This is a genomic window from Sphaerothrix gracilis Ecp01, from assembly GCF_030405905.1.
GTDB lineage: Bacteria > Cyanobacteriota > Cyanobacteriia > Phormidesmidales > Phormidesmidaceae > Sphaerothrix > Sphaerothrix gracilis.
In genome coordinates this window covers 34,479-50,451 of sequence record NZ_JASATW010000026.1, presented here as the reverse complement: position 1 = coordinate 50,451, position 15,973 = coordinate 34,479, and the positions used below count along the sequence as shown (strand labels likewise).

The window sequence follows — 15,973 nt, the reverse complement described above, 5'->3', positions numbered from 1 at the left end:
AAAATTGAAATTTTGGTTTACATGCGGGGGAGGCTTTATGTTACTATCAATATCCGTGGATGGGCGGGTCGGTGCCCGAGTGGTTAATGGGGGCGGACTGTAAATCCGCTGGCTACGCCTACGCTGGTTCGAATCCAGCCCGGCCCACCACGGTAGGCCCATGTAGCTCAGTGGTAGAGCACACCCTTGGTAAGGGTGAGGTCATGAGTTCGACTCTCATCATGGGCTTTGTGCTTGGCTAAATTCAAAAGGTTTTTGAGTATTGCCTAAATAACAGGTGAACTTAGAGCCCGTTTGAACTAAGGCAAATTTGCTTTGCTTGTAGGGATAAGATTTTCAGGCATCCGTAAGCGGCTTGGCAGTCGTTTGGCTCATCAGAGCATTGACAGTAGCCAACAGCTTCTCAGGGTCAATAGGTTGAACAATCATCTGATCAATTCCGGTTTGCGGCATAACAGTGGTTTCTGAACCGGGATCAGCAGTTATCGCCAGAATTCGGGTGTGATGGGCTGCCGTGTAGCGCCGCAGACTGTTAATAATTTGCTGGCCGTTAGCGCTGGTGAGCTGCAGGTTGATGATGACGGCTCTAGGCTGGAGCAAATCTATCTGCTCAACTACCTGCGACCCATCAACTAGCCAAATCACCTGATAGTCTGCGGCTGTGAGCATATCGCAAATGACGCTAGCCACTTCTTCCTGCTCTTCGACCAAAACAACCCGGCCCGTCACTGGCTCAGAAGAGTGACTAAGCTGCTGGGCTAGTTCCGCTTTAGACGATCTTGGCACCTGGCGCGGCAAACGCACGGTAAAGATAGAGCCGCTGCCTACTCGTGACTGGACGCTGATTGAGCCACCATGTAAGTCTACGAGCTGTTTAGTGAGCGCTAGTCCAAGGCCAGTTCCCTGATACTGACGGTGGCGCGTATTTTCGAGCTGCTGAAATTTTTCAAACAGCAGGGCATGTTGCGAATCGGGAATGCCAATGCCCGTGTCTTCGACTTGAAAAACAGCCGCTTGTTGTTCAAAGCGCAGCCGCAGCTTGACACTGCCCTCTACGGGCGTAAATTTGATGGCATTGCTGAGTAAGTTCTGCAAAATCTGCTTCAGCCGTCGCGGATCGGCCATAAATAGATCCTGACTGGCCGGAATCTTTAAATCGCTGATCAGCTGAATTTGCTTTTGCTGAGCCTGTTCTTGAAACCCTTCTAGGCTTTGACGCACTAAGCTCGAAAGGGAAAACTCGCTGATATCTAAGGCCATGCGCCCAGACTCAATCTTAGAGACTTCTAAAATATCGTTGATGACGCTGAGCAAGTGAGCCCCACTGGCATGGATAGTGTCTAGATAGCTGCGCTGTCGTGGACTCAAGTCGCCAATAGACCAGCGCAGCAAGGTAGCAGACATGCCAATAATGCAGGTCAGCGGTGTTCGTAACTCATGGCTCATCGTTGCTAGGAACTCACTTTTAGCTCGGCTAGCAGACTGAGCGGCAATCAGGGCATCATGAAGATTTTGGGTGCGCTCGACTACCCTGGCTTCTAAGGTTCGTTTTTGCTGCTGGAGCTGCTGGTAGAGCTGGGCCTGAGAGATAGCAACGGCTAGGTGCGCAGCGATGTGTTGCAGAAACTCAACCTCCCAGGGCTGCCAGTAGCGAGTCTCGCGGCACTGGTGAGCGATGAGTAGCCCCCAAAGTTTGCCTCTGACCAAAATTGGCGCAATTAGCTTTGACTTAACCTGTATCTTTTCTAAAAAAGCTAAAAGGCAGGGCGACGCCTGATAGGTCTTTTGCACATCGTTAACAACCGTAGGAATACCCTGCTCGTATTGTTGGTGACTGCTGCTGGGCCAATCGTGGAAGCAGTCTGCTTCCGACTGATTGATGACAGAAGGTAGCTGCTCTGAAATGCGAGACTCGTAAGTGACCAGTCCTGAACGACGCGCCTCGCTAGTAGACGCGGCTGCTGACGACGCGGCTGGCATCAGGGTCAGATTTTCAACAGCTTCGCTCGCTGCATTTTCAAACTGATAAATTACCAGGCGATCGCTTTGAAGAAACCGCCGCACCTGAGCTACGGTTGTTTCCAAAATCACTGGCAGCTCTAGCGACTGCCGAATTTTATTCACTACCTGATTGAGCAGCAAACTTTTTTCGAGCTGCTGGTCAAGGGCGGCCTGTACGGGCTGACAAACGTGGGGTTGTGCCGTCGGTGTGTCTATTGACGGGGCGATCGCCACTGCCTGCTGTAAGAGCTGCAAAGCTAGATCGCCGTAGTCTTGATTCAGGCCGCTCTGCAGCAGCGGTCGAGCTAGGCGCAATCTTTCCTGCAGCGCCTCATCGTCAGGCACAAGCTCCCCTAGCTGATTGAGAAAATTAGCGATCGCCACTGGCTCAAAAGTTAGCCCAACTTGGCAGCGGCAATCGCCTGACAAACTAGAGGTCTGCGGCAATTGCCCCACTAACAGCACCTGCATACTTGAGGAGATGCTCAAAACGAATCGCTGTACGTCGGTCTGGGCCAATTTGGCAGCCACGACTCTAGCATCGGTGATGACAAAAGCCTCAGTCTGGGTTCCCTTGTCTAAAATTAGGCGGTGCAGTTCACTGAAAACGGCTAGGGGAAGTTTGTAGCAGGGAAGCGGATCTAAAAAGCTAGGCATGAGGTGCCAAACAAAGATAGGTGGCTGCGAAAACAGAAATGTTCAAGATGATTGTCGATTGAAGAGAGCTAACTTATCCGCTTGAGGCAGCTCTGTTGAGCACAGACTTAAGCCCAGGCATCAAGGTTCTGCAATCCCCCAAAGCTTACGTGCTAGGTTGCTGAGGTTTTAGCCAATGGTGAACTGACTGTTCAAGCTAGAGTAAGTTGGGGCTTAGGGATCATCCTAGCTTTCTATTTTCACAAACCTGCGTGAAGACAATAGTTCCTTCAGATTTGACTCAATGCACCGTTTAGCGACGACCCCTGGCGGCTGGGATCCCACTGCAGAAGGCGTCATTTTTGTCGAGCAGACCCCGGCCCCGGTAGTGCTCCTTAGCGCCGCCGACACCGATATTCAGACCCTAGCCAACGTCCTACCGCGCCTGCCAGCAAGTTTCCCGGCTCTGCGGATTGCCAATCTGCTGCAGCTTCAGCAGCAGCTCTCAATTGATACCTATGCTGACACCGTGATTGCTGCAGCTAAGGTCGTCATTCTACGCCTGCTGGGGGGACGGGCCTACTGGTCTTACGGCCTAGAAGTGGTCAAGCAGACGGTGCAGCAGTCAGGAGCAGCGCTGATTGTCATTCCCGGCGACGATCGCCCCGATATCGATTTAATGAGCCACTCTACTGCGCCTCTAGCCGTAGTCAATCAGCTTTGGCAGTATTTCACCGAAGGTGGCAGCGATAACTGGCAGTGGGGCTTGCAGTCTTTGAGCGATCGCTATTTTGGCACTGACTATAAACCGCCATCGCCGCAAGCCATCGCCAAAGTCGGCCTTTACAACTGGCGTTCTAGCATTCCTGCCGACCTGCAGGACAAACAAAAAGACTGGCCGCGAGCCGCCATTTTATTCTATCGCTCTCATTATTTAGCCGGAAACCTGGCCCCGATTGAGGCGCTCTGTCAGGCGCTCAGCGATCGCCAAATTCAGCCCCAACCTGTCTATATCTCTTCGCTCCAAGATCCTGATGTCCAGGCCGAACTGCTCAGCCTGCTCCAGCCTGAAGCCGCTCCCGGCATTGATCTTCTATTAAACACCACCAGCTTTTCTGTGGCTAAACTCACTGCGGCTTTACCCAATCTCCACCTCTGGCAGCAGCTTGACGTTCCCGTTCTGCAGGTGATTCTCAGCGGCGGCACCTACGAGCGCTGGCAGGCCAACCCACAGGGGCTATCTCCCCGCGACATTGCCATGAACGTGGCCCTCCCGGAAGTGGATGGCCGCATCATCACCCGTACTGCCTCCTTTAAGGCCGTGCAGCAGCGCCATACAGGACTAGAAACCGATGTTGTGGCCTATGAGCCTGTGGGCGATCGCATTGACTTCCTCGCCGCTCTTGCCGTCAACTGGATCGCCCTGCGCACCACACCCCCAGCCCAGCGCCGTATCGCCCTCATCCTGGCCAACTATCCCACCCGAGACGGTCGCCTTGCCAACGGCGTCGGCCTCGACACCCCCCAAAGCTGCGTTGAAATTCTGAAAGCCCTGCAAACAGCCGGATACGCCATTCCTCGCCTACCCCAATCCGGCGATGAGCTGATCCAGTGGCTTACCACCGCCGTCACCAATGATCCCGAAGGCCATCACCTACGCCCGGTGCCGCAGTCTCTGACGGTCGAAACCTATGGGCAATATTTCCAGCAGTTATCGGCGGCTGTACGACAGGGGGTAGGTGAACAATGGGGAAATGGAGAAGAGGAGGGCAAGAAAGACGAAGGCAGCAGGAACAAGCATTTAGCTGCCTGGGGCGATCGCGTGGCTCAGGCTGACCAGAACCAGAAAACCACAGCGAACGGGGGCAAACTTGTCTCCGCGGCTGCGTCCGTCTACCCCATCCCCGGCCTACAGCTTGGCCATGTCTTCATTGGGATTCAGCCCAGTCGGGGCTATGACCAGGATCCATCGCTCAACTATCACGCCCCCGATTTAGCCCCTACCCACGACTATTTAGCCTTTTACTTTTGGCTGCGACATCAGTTTGGGGCACAGGCAATGGTACATGTGGGCAAGCATGGCAACTTGGAGTGGCTCCCCGGTAAGGGCGTTGGCCTGACTTGCAACTGCTACCCTGAAGCTGCTTTTGGTCCCCTGCCACACCTCTATCCTTTCATTGTCAACGATCCCGGCGAAGGCGCCCAGGCCAAGCGCCGCGCTCAAGCGGTGATTCTCGATCATCTGACGCCCCCCATGACCCGCGCCGAACTTTACGGCCCGCTGCAGCAGCTCGAAGCCTTAGTAGACGAATATTACGAAGCTCAATCCCTCGATCCGAATCGCCTTCCCATCATTAGCGATCGCCTGCTCAAGCTGCTCCAAACCACTCACCTGCTCCAAGATCCCAATCTTGCTATTTTTCAACCCACTTCTCCCACCGCTCCGGCTGACGCCGCTCGCGATAGGCCCTCTCCGCCTATGTCGGCATCTACCGCCCTTCCCCAACTTCTACCCCAGCTTGACACCTATCTCTGCAACCTCAAAGAAGCCCAGATCCGCGACGGCCTGCATATTTTCGGCCAGTGCCCCCAGGCGCGGCAGCTCCGTGACCTGATTATTGCCATCGCCCGTCATCCTAGCCACGATCGCCTAGGACTCACCAGAGCGATCGCCCAGTCTTGGCAGATCGATCTCGATCCCCTCACCGCTGATCCCGCCACGCCCTATACGCCTGAGCCAGCCGCGATCGCGCCCTCTCCTCTGCTTAAAAACTGCCGCACCTACGCCGATCTCATCGAACAGATCGAACACCAGGCAGCCCATCTCATCGACGCTCTCTTAGCATCTCCTTTCTCTTCCCCATTCGACTCCGCTGACGGCCAGCCCGCTTCTGCCCTCGAAACCGAACTCGCCTGGATTCAAACCCAGCTCCTACCCCGCCTGCAGCAAACCCCGCAGGAGATCACCCACCTGCTGCACGGCCTCAGCGGCGGCTACGTTCCAAGCGGCCCTGCTGGCGCGCCCACCCGCAACCGCCCTGATGTCCTGCCGACCGGGCGCAATTTCTACTCGGTAGATATTCGGGCCATTCCAACTGAAAGCGCCTGGGATGTGGGCCGCAAGGCCGCTGAGGTGCTAGTTGAGGACTATGTCCAAACCAACGGCGAATATCCGCAAACGCTCGGTCTTTCCGTTTGGGGTACGGCTACCATGCGCACCGGCGGCGATGACATCGCTGAGGCTCTGGCGCTGATGGGAGTGCGCCCGGTCTGGGATGGCCCCTCTCGCCGCGTGGTGGATTTTGAGATTTTACCGCTGTCGCTGCTGGGACGGCCCAGAGTCGATGTGACGCTGCGAATTTCTGGCTTTTTCCGCGATGCTTTTCCCAATTTAATTGACCTGTTCGATCAGGCCGTCAGCGCCATCGCCTCCCTAGATGAACCCGCCGACCAAAACCCACTGGCGGCGCAGACAGCCCAAGAAACCCAGTTTTGGCAGCAGCAAGGACTTGATTTGTCGCAGGCCGAGGCGCGATCGCGCTACCGCATTTTTGGCTCCAAGCCGGGGGCCTACGGGGCGGGACTGCAGGGACTCATTGAGGCTCAAAACTGGACGACAGACGCTGATCTGGCCCGTGCCTATATCAACTGGAGCAGCTACGCCTATAGCCGCCAAGCCGAAGGGCGATCGGCCCCGGATGCTTTTCAGCAGCGCCTAGGGCAAATGCAGGTGGTGCTACATAATCAAGACAACCGCGAACACGATCTGCTTGATTCTGATGATTACTATCAGTTTCAGGGCGGACTAACGGCAGCGGTGCGCGTAGCCCAGGGCCAAAATCCCCAGGTTTACTTTGGCGATCACGCCCTGCCGGAAAATCCCAAAGTGCGATCGCTCCGGGCTGAAATTGCCCGCGTCTATCGCTCCCGGGTGGTCAATCCCAAGTGGATTGCCGGGGTGATGCGACACGGCTATAAGGGCGCGTTTGAGATGGCGGCAACGGTGGACTATCTATTTGCCTATGACGCAACGGCCCGCTGCGTTGAGGACTACATGTACCAGGGAGTAGCGCAAGCGTATGTGCTTGACTCTGAGGTGCAGACGTTTGTGGCGCAAAAAAATCCCTGGGCGCTACGAGATATGGCTGAACGGCTAGTGGAAGCTCATCAGCGAGGACTGTGGCAGCAGCCAGACGCCAATACGCTAGATCAGCTTCGAGCGATCGCCCACCAGGCCGAAGAAATTATCGAATCCAGCTAAGCGTTACTTTTGGCCCTCGCATTCTATGGGCCAACGTAGCTCTTAACAGATTCAAGCTGAATTATGCCAACTCTTGTTTAAGCAAACATTACCATTGCTTAGCGGCGCAGAGAGCGCAGGCTGACCAGCGTTCCAGTTCTCCAGGCGGCGTAGGACACTGACACTGCGGGCAAAGGGGACAGTGACGGGTCTGCTGCTGCCGCAACCCGGCCCAGCGCTCGAAAGCAGCGGTAGGTTCTTGGCTAGCGGCATTGGGAACATGAGAGGGGTCAATATTCGTTTTAATAAAGCTGGGATGCTGTTGCAAGGCCTGGGCAGCCGGGGCGATCGCCTCTAGTTTTTGGTCAGTATGCCATTGGGCAACAGAAAATCGGATATCGGTTAGCTTCAGGGCCAGTTGTTGGTTCAACTTTTGTAAAATACGATGGCGCTCGAAAATCAGCGTCTGTGACCAGGCAGGGGTAGCAGTGGCCACGCGCAGAACCTGATAGCGGGTAATGCCGACAGGGCGAGTCTGGCGGGCGACTGCAACACCGACAATGTCGGGCCAAACTTCGGTGAGGCGTCTAAACTGCTGCTGGACGCGCCAATTTTTTTGCCGCTGTAGCTGATTGACTAGCTGGTCGAGGGATTGGAACGTCATAGCCACGGCCCTGTAAGGAAAGCTAAATCCGGTTCCACTTTCAGATCAGCAGATTTAGCAGATTTAAAGGAATTGCTTAGTTTATTCATAGCAAATTTGAGATATGTGAAATAAAGTGATGTAGCCTATGCTGTATCCGGGTGCTAGCTGTAATTTGAAACACTTTACTTGCGCATTTAGGCTGTAGTCTGCGAGTGAGGCTAATCACGGGAGGTTCACACACTATGCCAAAACGTTCCCCAGCCAGTCAGTCAGAGCTTAAGGGATCAGCGACTGAACTCAAAGCACCGCTGCAGAGTGCTTTGGGTAGCCTTAATATTACCTTGGATGAAGAACTCACCCGCTACCGGCGGCAGCGTCAGGGCCATCCCGCACCGCTGCCCCGGCGATTAAAGGTCAAAAGTCAAAGACCTTTGGATTTGATCACCGTCAAGCCGACAGAAAGCAGTCCTTCCCAGGCTACACCGACTATTTCGGGGGCTGTTAATATTCCGCCTCCGCCACCACCACGGATACCGAACCCGGCAGCGGCAGAAACCGAGGCTGAAGCAACTTCTCCAGCGATCGCTGCGCCCAGCGACATAGAAGGGGACGAATCCGTTACAGCCTTAGCCTCTCAGCACGATCTCAGCCCGGAAGGCTATCTAGCCTCTTCTGAAGCACTCTTACAGAGCTTAGCCGCAGACGGTACGGCAGATGAGTCAGCAGCAGCCCCGTCTGACAGCACTTGGCTGGATAACTGGGCTACCCCTTTGGGGGTAGGTTCTCTGGCGCTTCTGCTGGTGGGCAGTGCTGGACTAGGCTACGTGTTGACTAACCCCACTGCCATTAGCCACATACCGTTGCTCAAACGGCTATCAGCGACATCTACGGCAGGAGACGTTGACGCTGAGCTGACAAACACTGACAATCTAGAGGCTTCTGACGCTACGTTCCACTCCCTAGGACCAGATCTATCGTCGCAAGAGTTTGTTGAGCTTAATTTAAATACGCTCAGTACTTTAGAGACGAACGCCGCTGTGCCGCTCAGTCCCGCCTCAACAACTGCGACCCAGCCAGCATCCACCCCTACTGCGACAGCTCCAGCCGCTCAGCCACCATCAGCAGCGGCAACTGCAACTGCTCCGGCTACTGCGGCTGCTCCTCCAACCAGTCCAGCTCCCAGGGCAGCTACGGCGCGGCCTGCTCCACCGCCACCAGCCCGACCTGCGGCTCCGGCCCGACCGGCTCCTCAGCCTGCCCCCACCGCCCCCGCACGGCCGCCTGCTCCCCAGTCTGCCGCTACGGCAGCCGCTGCTCCCGCGCCCAGCAGCACACCAGCTCCAGTCAATTATTATGTGGTGACAGACTACACCGGCGATCAGTCGCTTTCTACAGCTCGAACTGCGGTCGAAGATGCCTATGTGCGCAACTTCTCTGAGGGGGCCCGGATTCAAATGGGCGCATTTAACAGTGCTGAAGCGGCTGAGAGTTTGGCGGAGAATTTACAGTCACAGGGAATCTCGGCTAGCGTCAGGGAAGATTGACCCTAGGAAGCTGTTAAGTCTGAAGCCTGCTTGCTATGCTTCTAAGCAGTAGGGGCTTTCAGTTTGTGGAGAAAAGAATAATGGGTTTGCTGGATCGCATTAGCCGATTATTTCGCGCCAACGTCAATAGCTGGATCGGCGGTGCAGAAGATCCAGAAAAAATGCTGGAACAGGCTGTAGCTGACATGCAGGAAGACCTGATTCAGCTTCGGCAGGCAGTGGCGCAGGCGATCGCCACGCAAAAGCGCACCGAACGGCAGCAGGTGCAGGCCGACTCAACAGCGCGTGAGTGGTACAACCGGGCGCAGCTAGCCTTGCAAAAAGGCGAAGAAGGACTTGCACGCGAAGCCCTCACACGGCGCAAAGCCTACCTGGAGACCGCTAGCTCCATGAAGGCGCAGCTAGAGCAGCAGGCGGGTATCGTCACCCAGCTCAAAGACAATATGCGGACGCTGGAATCCAAGCTGGCCGAAGCGCGCACTAAAAAAGACATGTATATTGCTAGAGCGCGATCGGCGCAGGCGTCTCAGAAGATCAACGAAATGTTGGGACAGAATGCACCCACCGGGGCGATCGCGGCCTTTGAGCGCATGGAGGATCGGGTACATCAGTTAGAAGCCCAGTCAGAGGCGATCGCTGAGCTAAATACGGATAGTTTAGAAGCTCAGTTTGCGGCTTTAGAAGGCGGCAGTGATGTCGAAGCTGAGCTAGCGGCCATGAAGTCTCAGATGATCTCAGGCAGCGAGCAGGCTAACCTGCCTCCGGCAGAGGGTGATGATCGCTATTCGCGGTAGACGGGCAGGGTGAAGTGAAAATAGCTGCCCTGGTTTGACAGCGCGTCTACCCAAATTTGACCGTAGTGAGCCCGAATAATCCGCTGGCAAAGCGCCAGCCCCAGACCATAGCCATCTTGCTCATGGTCGCGCTGTAGCCGAAAGCTTTCTTCAAAAATTCGCTCCCGATTTTCATTGGGAATACCTGGACCAGTATCGTGAACGCTGACCTGTACTTTTTGCGTAGTGCGGTGCAGCGCCGACACATCAATCCGCCCGCCTGCGGGGGTGTACTTGATAGCGTTATCGATAAGGTTGGTAATTACCCGACGGATTTGCAGCCGATCGGCATAGACCCGGGGCAAATCCTGAGGAATATCAGTGGTAATCCTTTGCTGCTTGGCGTCTAGCTTATTGCTCAGAGAATCCAGCACCTCCAAGCATAGCCCCTTGAGCTGCAAAGGCTGTGGCTGCATTTGCAGTTCTGCGGAAGCGCCCTTAGCTGCCTGCAAAATATCCGTAATCATGCGATCGATCGCTCGAATTTGCGTCTTAGCGTGACACAAAAGCTGCGTCGTTAGCTTAGGCGTGAGCTGAGAAGCCCGTTCGGGATTGCCATAGCCCAGTTCCAATGTCTCAATGGCAATGGAAGCGGCTGTCAAAGGATTGCGCAAATCGTGAGCCATCATGGCAATGATGCGATCTTTAAACTGGAGCTGGGCTGAGAGGGCATCACTGTTCTGCTTGAGGCGAAAGATTTCGTCCGATAGCTCAATCAGTTTGGCCGAATGGCTAACGGAGCTAAAGGCTGGTTCTATCGCAGGGCGATCGCCGTTGCGCTCAGCGATCGCTGATATTTGCACCTGCTGATCTACCTCTTGCTGCCACTGGGGCCACCAGTAATCTAGCTGTGACACGATATCGCTGCCTGTTAGAGTCTGCTGTGGTAGCGGTGCGATTTTGATCAGAGCTGGCGTGGCAACCAGCTTGAAATGCTCGGCTAAATAAGGCTGTTCAGAGACGTCTGCAACTTCGAGATGATGGGCGTGTTTGCCTCGGAGCTGTTGCAAATGGGCGCGAATTTGACGAACTTGTTCTCCTGAATTGGGTCGCTTATCGGTAAAGAGCAGAAATTTAATTGGAGCTTTAGTTTGACTTACCGGATGTGACATAAACTTTTTGTCAGAGTTTTTAAGCTCATCGATCCCTACACAGCGCCCATCTTCTACTAGCCTATCCTGTTTGTGACGTCCTCCCAACGACGCATTCTGAGGAGGCGCATCAGGCCAATGCCGTATAAAAAGTTGATTTAGCCTTAACGATCTCTGGCACAGTTTGTTTTCTGGCACAGTCTATGACTTTCTGTAGAAGACAGTCTGAGAGACTAAATGATGTAATGCAGTAAGTGAGAGAGTTCTAAACCAAAGATGACTCTCTTATGCGAAATACAATCTTCGTAAGCTGTATCTACTAAAAGATCGAGAATGTCTAGGCCCGGTGACCTGCTCAGCTTGACACGGTTCAGCAGCAGTCCGACGTTCTTATGCTGGCCCTAGGCAAAGAGATATTACGGGATTAATGATTATGCTCTGTCCCGGAAAGTTAGTCAACTACAGTAAAGCTATATGCATAAGTCTGTATAGCTCTTATTTAGAAGAGAAAAACAATCTATAGGAAAAAGATTAAAGTGTTTGCCTCAAACTGGTTGAAGAAGTCCGCCTCCCGCTCAGAAACAGCTGCTGCCCGGATAGTCAGAGTAGGGCAATCTGGTTTTTTGGCTAAGTCATTGATGCTGTCGGCGCTAATAGGAAGTCTTTTTGTCGCGACTCAGGCGGTGACGGCCAAAGCAGTGGAGCCGACACTGACGATTCAGAACAGTGCCCTCGCTCAATCGGCGAACGAGACTGCAGACGACTCTCGTCTATCCGTTGACGGGGTCTACCTCTACGGCCAGTCTGCCCAGCCAGATCAACCCGGATCGGCCTACATGGTTTTTGAAGCTCGCAGCGGTATGACCATTGGGGCCTTCTACATGCCCAACTCTTCTTTTGACTGCTTCTACGGTCCCTTGCAGACAGATCAGGCAGCGCTTACCGTTGTTGATAGCTACAGCCAGGAAACCTTCGACTATAGCCTAGCGCTACAGCAGGAAGAGGCGATCGCTGGCGCGGATGGAGCGGCACCGATGCAGTTCAGCATTGAAGGGTTTCAGCAGCTTGATGAGCTCAGCGATCTCGATCGCGAAATTCTAGCCACTTGCCAGGCCGATCATCAAGCACAAGTGTGGCAATAATTCTCGCCGAGTATTCAAAGCAGTCAGATAAACTGTAGGTTATCTAGTTAACGGCCCGCCTCTGGGGACTGTTTTATCATAACTGTTGAATGCTAGAGACGATAGCGCGTGAACGCAGCCGAACAAGCCACTAGTGTTGAATTTGCCAGCAAAATTGCCACGGCAGTTCGTATCTTTAAAGCCCATTTTCCTGATCTGAGGGCAGACTTGCAGCCTTGGACCACCGACCAGGACACTCAAGCCTGGGTCGATCCCGACTCGATTGATTTGGGATTTCATTTTCCAGGGGTGAGTCGTTTGTTCAAGTGCCGTAGCCTGCTGGTGCAGATTCGCTTTTATCAAGATCCAGTAGAGGCCAGTCATCAGGTGATTGGCATTGACGTGGCTGGCTTCGGACATCAGGGCAAGCAGTGGGCTTTGTCTACGGTTGAGCGATGGGAGTTTGTCGGCGACAATTGCCCAGAGGCCGCGACAGGACAGCAGCTTAAGCAGTGCTGTCAGCAAATTTTTGACCTCTTCAAGTCTGGTGAATCCCGTAATGTTCAGGGGCCATAGGCAGTGCTCGATCAGCCAGATACCCCAGCTCTGTCGGCTCAGACAGTTTCGTCTATTTTGCAGGCCGCTGAGTTTGCGGCTCGCAGGCACCGGGATCAGCGCCGCAAAGATCCTGAGCAAACGCCCTACATCAACCACCCGCTGGCCTTAGCCCAGCTGCTATGGTGTCAGGCGCAGATCTTTGATCCAGTCGTGATTGTAGCGGCTTTGCTACACGATACGGTTGAAGACACAGAGACGACGCTGAGCGAAATTGAGCAGCTGTTTGGCCCCCTCGTCCGGCAGACCGTGGCTGAAGTGACTGACGACAAATCTTTGCCCAAGGCTGTCCGCAAACAGCAGCAGATCGATCACGCCGCCGCTATTAGCGATCGCGGCAAGCTGGTCAAACTGGCCGACAAAATTGCCAACATTCGAGACTTGGCCACCTCACCACCGCCGGACTGGTCGCGCGATCGCCAGCTTGCTTACTTTGACTGGGCTAAACAGGTGGTCGATCAGCTACGAGGAACTCACCTCCCACTAGAACAACTATTCGATCACTGGTATGAACGGGGCAGGCAGCAGATGAAATAGAGCGCACGGTTTGATTTAGCCCATACGGGCATAAACCTTTGGGCTACAATTAAAATTTGCAAAGTAGCACAGGTTACCGCTCTCACCATTTCACTATGAGCAAAGGCACTCTCTTCGACAAGGTTTGGGACTTGCATACCGTCGCTCAGCTTCCCTCTGGGCAAACTCAGCTATTTATTGGCCTACATTTGATTCATGAAGTGACCAGCCCTCAAGCCTTTGCCATGCTGCGGGAGCGAGGGCTAAAGGTGCTGTTTCCAGAACGCACCGTGGCTACCGTCGATCACATTGTGCCAACAGAAAATCAGGCCCGTCCCTTTGCCGATGCGCTGGCGGAAGAAATGATGGTGGCCCTGGAGCGCAACAGCCAGGAAAACCAAATTACGTTTTACAACGTCGGTTCTGGGAATCAGGGCATCGTGCATGTGATTGCCCCCGAACAAGGGCTGACTCAGCCAGGCATGACGATTGCCTGCGGCGACAGCCATACTTCAACCCACGGCGCTTTTGGGGCGATCGCGTTTGGCATTGGTACCAGCCAGGTGCGCGACATTCTCGCCTCTCAGACCCTAGCCTTGGCTAAGCTCAAGGTGCGGCGGGTGGAGGTCAACGGCGAGCTGCGCCCTGGGGTTTACGCCAAGGACGTGGTACTGCACATTATTCGCAAGCTGGGGGTGAAAGGCGGCGTCGGCTACGCCTACGAATACGCGGGTACGGTCTTTGAAAAAATGTCGATGGAAGAGCGGATGACCGTCTGCAATATGGCGATTGAAGGCGGTGCCCGCTGCGGCTACGTCAACCCTGACGACACCACTTTTGCCTACCTAGAAGGCCGCGACTTTGCGCCTAAAGGTCAAGACTGGGATCAGGCAGTGGACTGGTGGCGCAGTCTGCACAGTGACGCCGACGCCGAATATGACGACGTGGTCGTTTTTGACGCGGCTGAGATTGCCCCCACTATTACCTGGGGCATTACGCCGGGGCAGGGCATCGCCGTGGATGAGTCGGTACCGACGCTAGCGGAACTAGCCCAGGATGAGCGCCCGATCGCAGAAGAAGCCTACCGCTATATGGATCTGCAGCCCGGCCAGCCGATCAAAGGTACGCCCGTAGATGTCTGCTTTGTCGGGAGCTGCACTAACGGGCGAATTAGCGACCTGCGGGAAGCGGCCAAATTTGCCCAGGGGCGGCACGTAGCCAAAGGGATCAAGGCTTTTGTCGTACCGGGTTCAGAGCGGGTGAAGCAGCAGGCCGAGTCGGAAGGGCTAGACCAGGTCTTTTTGGCGGCTGGTTTTGAGTGGCGCGAACCGGGCTGTTCGATGTGTTTAGCGATGAACCCTGATAAGCTGCAGGGTCGCCAAATCAGTGCCTCTTCCTCTAACCGTAACTTTAAAGGCCGTCAAGGTTCTTCGGCGGGAAGAACCTTGCTCATGAGTCCGGCAATGGTCGTTTCGGCGGCAGTCAATGGCTGCGTCTCAGACGTGCGAGAGCTGGTTTAACCCTGTCTAAACGACAAAGTCAGCCATCAGGCTGCAGGGATTCACCTGCTGATAAAGTCCTTCAATCTGGTCAAGGGTGGCGATTTCCCCCAGGCGATCGCCCATGTCACGCAGTTTAGCCAAAGCCTGCTGATAGCAGTCTAGGGCAGCGGTGGTCTTGCCCAGATATTCATAGAGTTTGCCTAGCTGGCTAAAGATACGGCCAGCGCCTTTCTCGTCTTCAATAGCGGTGAAGACTGTCAGTGCCTGCTCGTAATAGCTAATCGCTAGCTGAGGATGGCCGGTTTGCTGGCTGAGAGCAGCCAAGTGGCCTAAAATCATGCCCCGCTGCTGCTGCGCCAGGACGCTAGCCGTCGGCGTGCGGCATAGATCAAGGGCAGCTTCATAGCAGCTCAGGGCATACATGAACAGCCGCAGATGTCGGTAGGTTTTACCCATATAGCTCAGGGTCGAAGCTTCCCCGGCCTGATCGTTGAGCTGTCCCCTTAAAGTTAGAGCCTGCTCTAAATACTTCAGCGCTTGGTGATAGTTGCCGAGCTGATAGTAAGCAACCCCTAGATTGTGCAGAGCCGTCGCATAGCTAGCCCGGTCGTCGCTATCAGCCAAAATGCTTACCGCTGTCAGGCAAAGGCTTTGGGTGCGCTCATGCTGGCCGATGCGCGCATAGATAGCGCCCAAATTGTTGAGCATTAGCCCCACCTTATGCGTATCTCCGGCCAGCCGAAAAGCCTTGACGGCTTGCTGATAGCAGGCGATCGCCTCAGATAGCTTGCCCGACTGTCGGTGCAGTCCGGCTAGGGTGGCTAGCTGCATGGCCTGCTGGTAGGAGTCGCTGTTCTCTAGAGCGGCATCAGCCGCTTCAGTCTCTGGTTGGGGGGCTTGGCGATCGCTTTGAATGGCCATTTCCTGCCCAACAAAATAAATACAATTGAGCGTAGCTTCTAGGCCGTGGAGACAGTTGAGATGTAGGTGCCAAGCAAGCAGAGTTTGAAACGTATCTAAGGCTGCGGCCAAGTCGCCTTGATCGAAATATCGCCAGCTTTGAGCAAACAACCTGTCAAGCTGCTCAGCTTCAATATTGAGCTCAGGCTGAATCTGACCCAAAATCATTTCCCGGTATAGGCAAACGGCTAGTAGGGGCATGGGAGCGGCAACGAAGCACTGGAGCAAAGCCTGGGGGCACATAGCGACATCTCCTGTCTTGACTTAT

Annotated in this window: 11 protein-coding genes and 2 tRNA genes; 9 read left to right on the top strand and 4 right to left on the bottom strand. The window is 54.6% G+C overall.

Annotated features, from left to right (window positions below):
* The first annotated feature begins 65 nt into the window (after window positions 1-65).
* A tRNA-Tyr gene (locus QJQ48_RS22325) sits at window positions 66-150 on the top strand.
* 6 nt (window positions 151-156) lie between these two features.
* Window positions 157-228 (top strand) — tRNA-Thr (locus QJQ48_RS22320).
* Window positions 229-336: 108 nt separating this feature from the next.
* Here QJQ48_RS22320 and QJQ48_RS22315 read toward each other — a convergent pair.
* Window positions 337-2,658 carry a hybrid sensor histidine kinase/response regulator gene (locus tag QJQ48_RS22315; RefSeq protein ID WP_346293459.1) on the bottom strand — a complete coding sequence of 774 codons (2,322 nt, stop codon included), beginning with the start codon at window positions 2,656-2,658 and terminating at the stop codon, window positions 337-339.
* 283 nt (window positions 2,659-2,941) lie between these two features.
* Here QJQ48_RS22315 and cobN point away from each other — a divergent pair, with 283 nt between their 5' ends.
* Complete coding sequence (gene cobN / locus QJQ48_RS22310; RefSeq protein ID WP_346293458.1) at window positions 2,942-6,898, top strand: cobaltochelatase subunit CobN; 3,957 nt, start codon at window positions 2,942-2,944, stop codon at window positions 6,896-6,898.
* An 88-nt stretch (window positions 6,899-6,986) separates the two neighbouring features.
* Here the strand turns inward: cobN and QJQ48_RS22305 are convergent, their stop codons facing one another.
* Window positions 6,987-7,541: a DciA family protein gene (locus QJQ48_RS22305; RefSeq protein WP_346293457.1), complete on the bottom strand. Its 555-nt coding sequence runs from the start codon at window positions 7,539-7,541 to the stop codon at window positions 6,987-6,989.
* 224 nt (window positions 7,542-7,765) lie between these two features.
* Here QJQ48_RS22305 and QJQ48_RS22300 point away from each other — a divergent pair, with 224 nt between their 5' ends.
* Both QJQ48_RS22300 and QJQ48_RS22295 read left to right on the top strand, forming a co-directional pair.
* A complete protein-coding gene (locus QJQ48_RS22300; protein WP_346293456.1) occupies window positions 7,766-9,067 on the top strand; it encodes an SPOR domain-containing protein in 1,302 nt (433 codons plus the stop codon).
* Between the two features lie 80 nt (window positions 9,068-9,147).
* Window positions 9,148-9,861: a PspA/IM30 family protein gene (locus QJQ48_RS22295; RefSeq protein WP_346293455.1), complete on the top strand. Its 714-nt coding sequence runs from the start codon at window positions 9,148-9,150 to the stop codon at window positions 9,859-9,861.
* Here the strand turns inward: QJQ48_RS22295 and QJQ48_RS22290 are convergent.
* On the bottom strand, window positions 9,849-11,012 hold the full coding sequence (locus QJQ48_RS22290; protein WP_346293454.1) for a histidine kinase: 1,164 nt from the start codon (window positions 11,010-11,012) through the stop codon (window positions 9,849-9,851). The two genes, QJQ48_RS22295 and QJQ48_RS22290, sit on opposite strands and share 13 nt — an antisense overlap.
* 602 nt (window positions 11,013-11,614) lie before the next feature.
* On the opposite strand from QJQ48_RS22290, the gene QJQ48_RS22285 reads away from it, so the two are divergent.
* From QJQ48_RS22285 to leuC, 4 genes are all read left to right on the top strand, one after another.
* Window positions 11,615-12,133, top strand: coding sequence for a hypothetical protein (locus QJQ48_RS22285; protein WP_346293453.1), 519 nt, complete (start codon window positions 11,615-11,617; stop codon window positions 12,131-12,133).
* Window positions 12,134-12,241: 108 nt separating this feature from the next.
* Complete coding sequence (locus QJQ48_RS22280) at window positions 12,242-12,688, top strand: hypothetical protein (RefSeq protein WP_346293452.1); 447 nt, start codon at window positions 12,242-12,244, stop codon at window positions 12,686-12,688.
* Between the two features lie 3 nt (window positions 12,689-12,691).
* Entirely contained in the window at window positions 12,692-13,264 is a 573-nt protein-coding gene (locus QJQ48_RS22275) for an HD domain-containing protein (RefSeq protein ID WP_346293451.1), read from the top strand.
* A gap of 95 nt (window positions 13,265-13,359) precedes the next feature.
* Window positions 13,360-14,763 carry a 3-isopropylmalate dehydratase large subunit gene (gene leuC, locus QJQ48_RS22270; protein WP_346293450.1) on the top strand — a complete coding sequence of 468 codons (1,404 nt, stop codon included), beginning with the start codon at window positions 13,360-13,362 and terminating at the stop codon, window positions 14,761-14,763.
* A 6-nt stretch (window positions 14,764-14,769) separates the two neighbouring features.
* On the opposite strand, the gene QJQ48_RS22265 is transcribed toward leuC, so the two are convergent.
* Window positions 14,770-15,948, bottom strand: coding sequence for a tetratricopeptide repeat protein (locus QJQ48_RS22265; RefSeq protein ID WP_346293449.1), 1,179 nt, complete (start codon window positions 15,946-15,948; stop codon window positions 14,770-14,772).
* Between the last annotated feature and the right edge of the window lie 25 nt (window positions 15,949-15,973).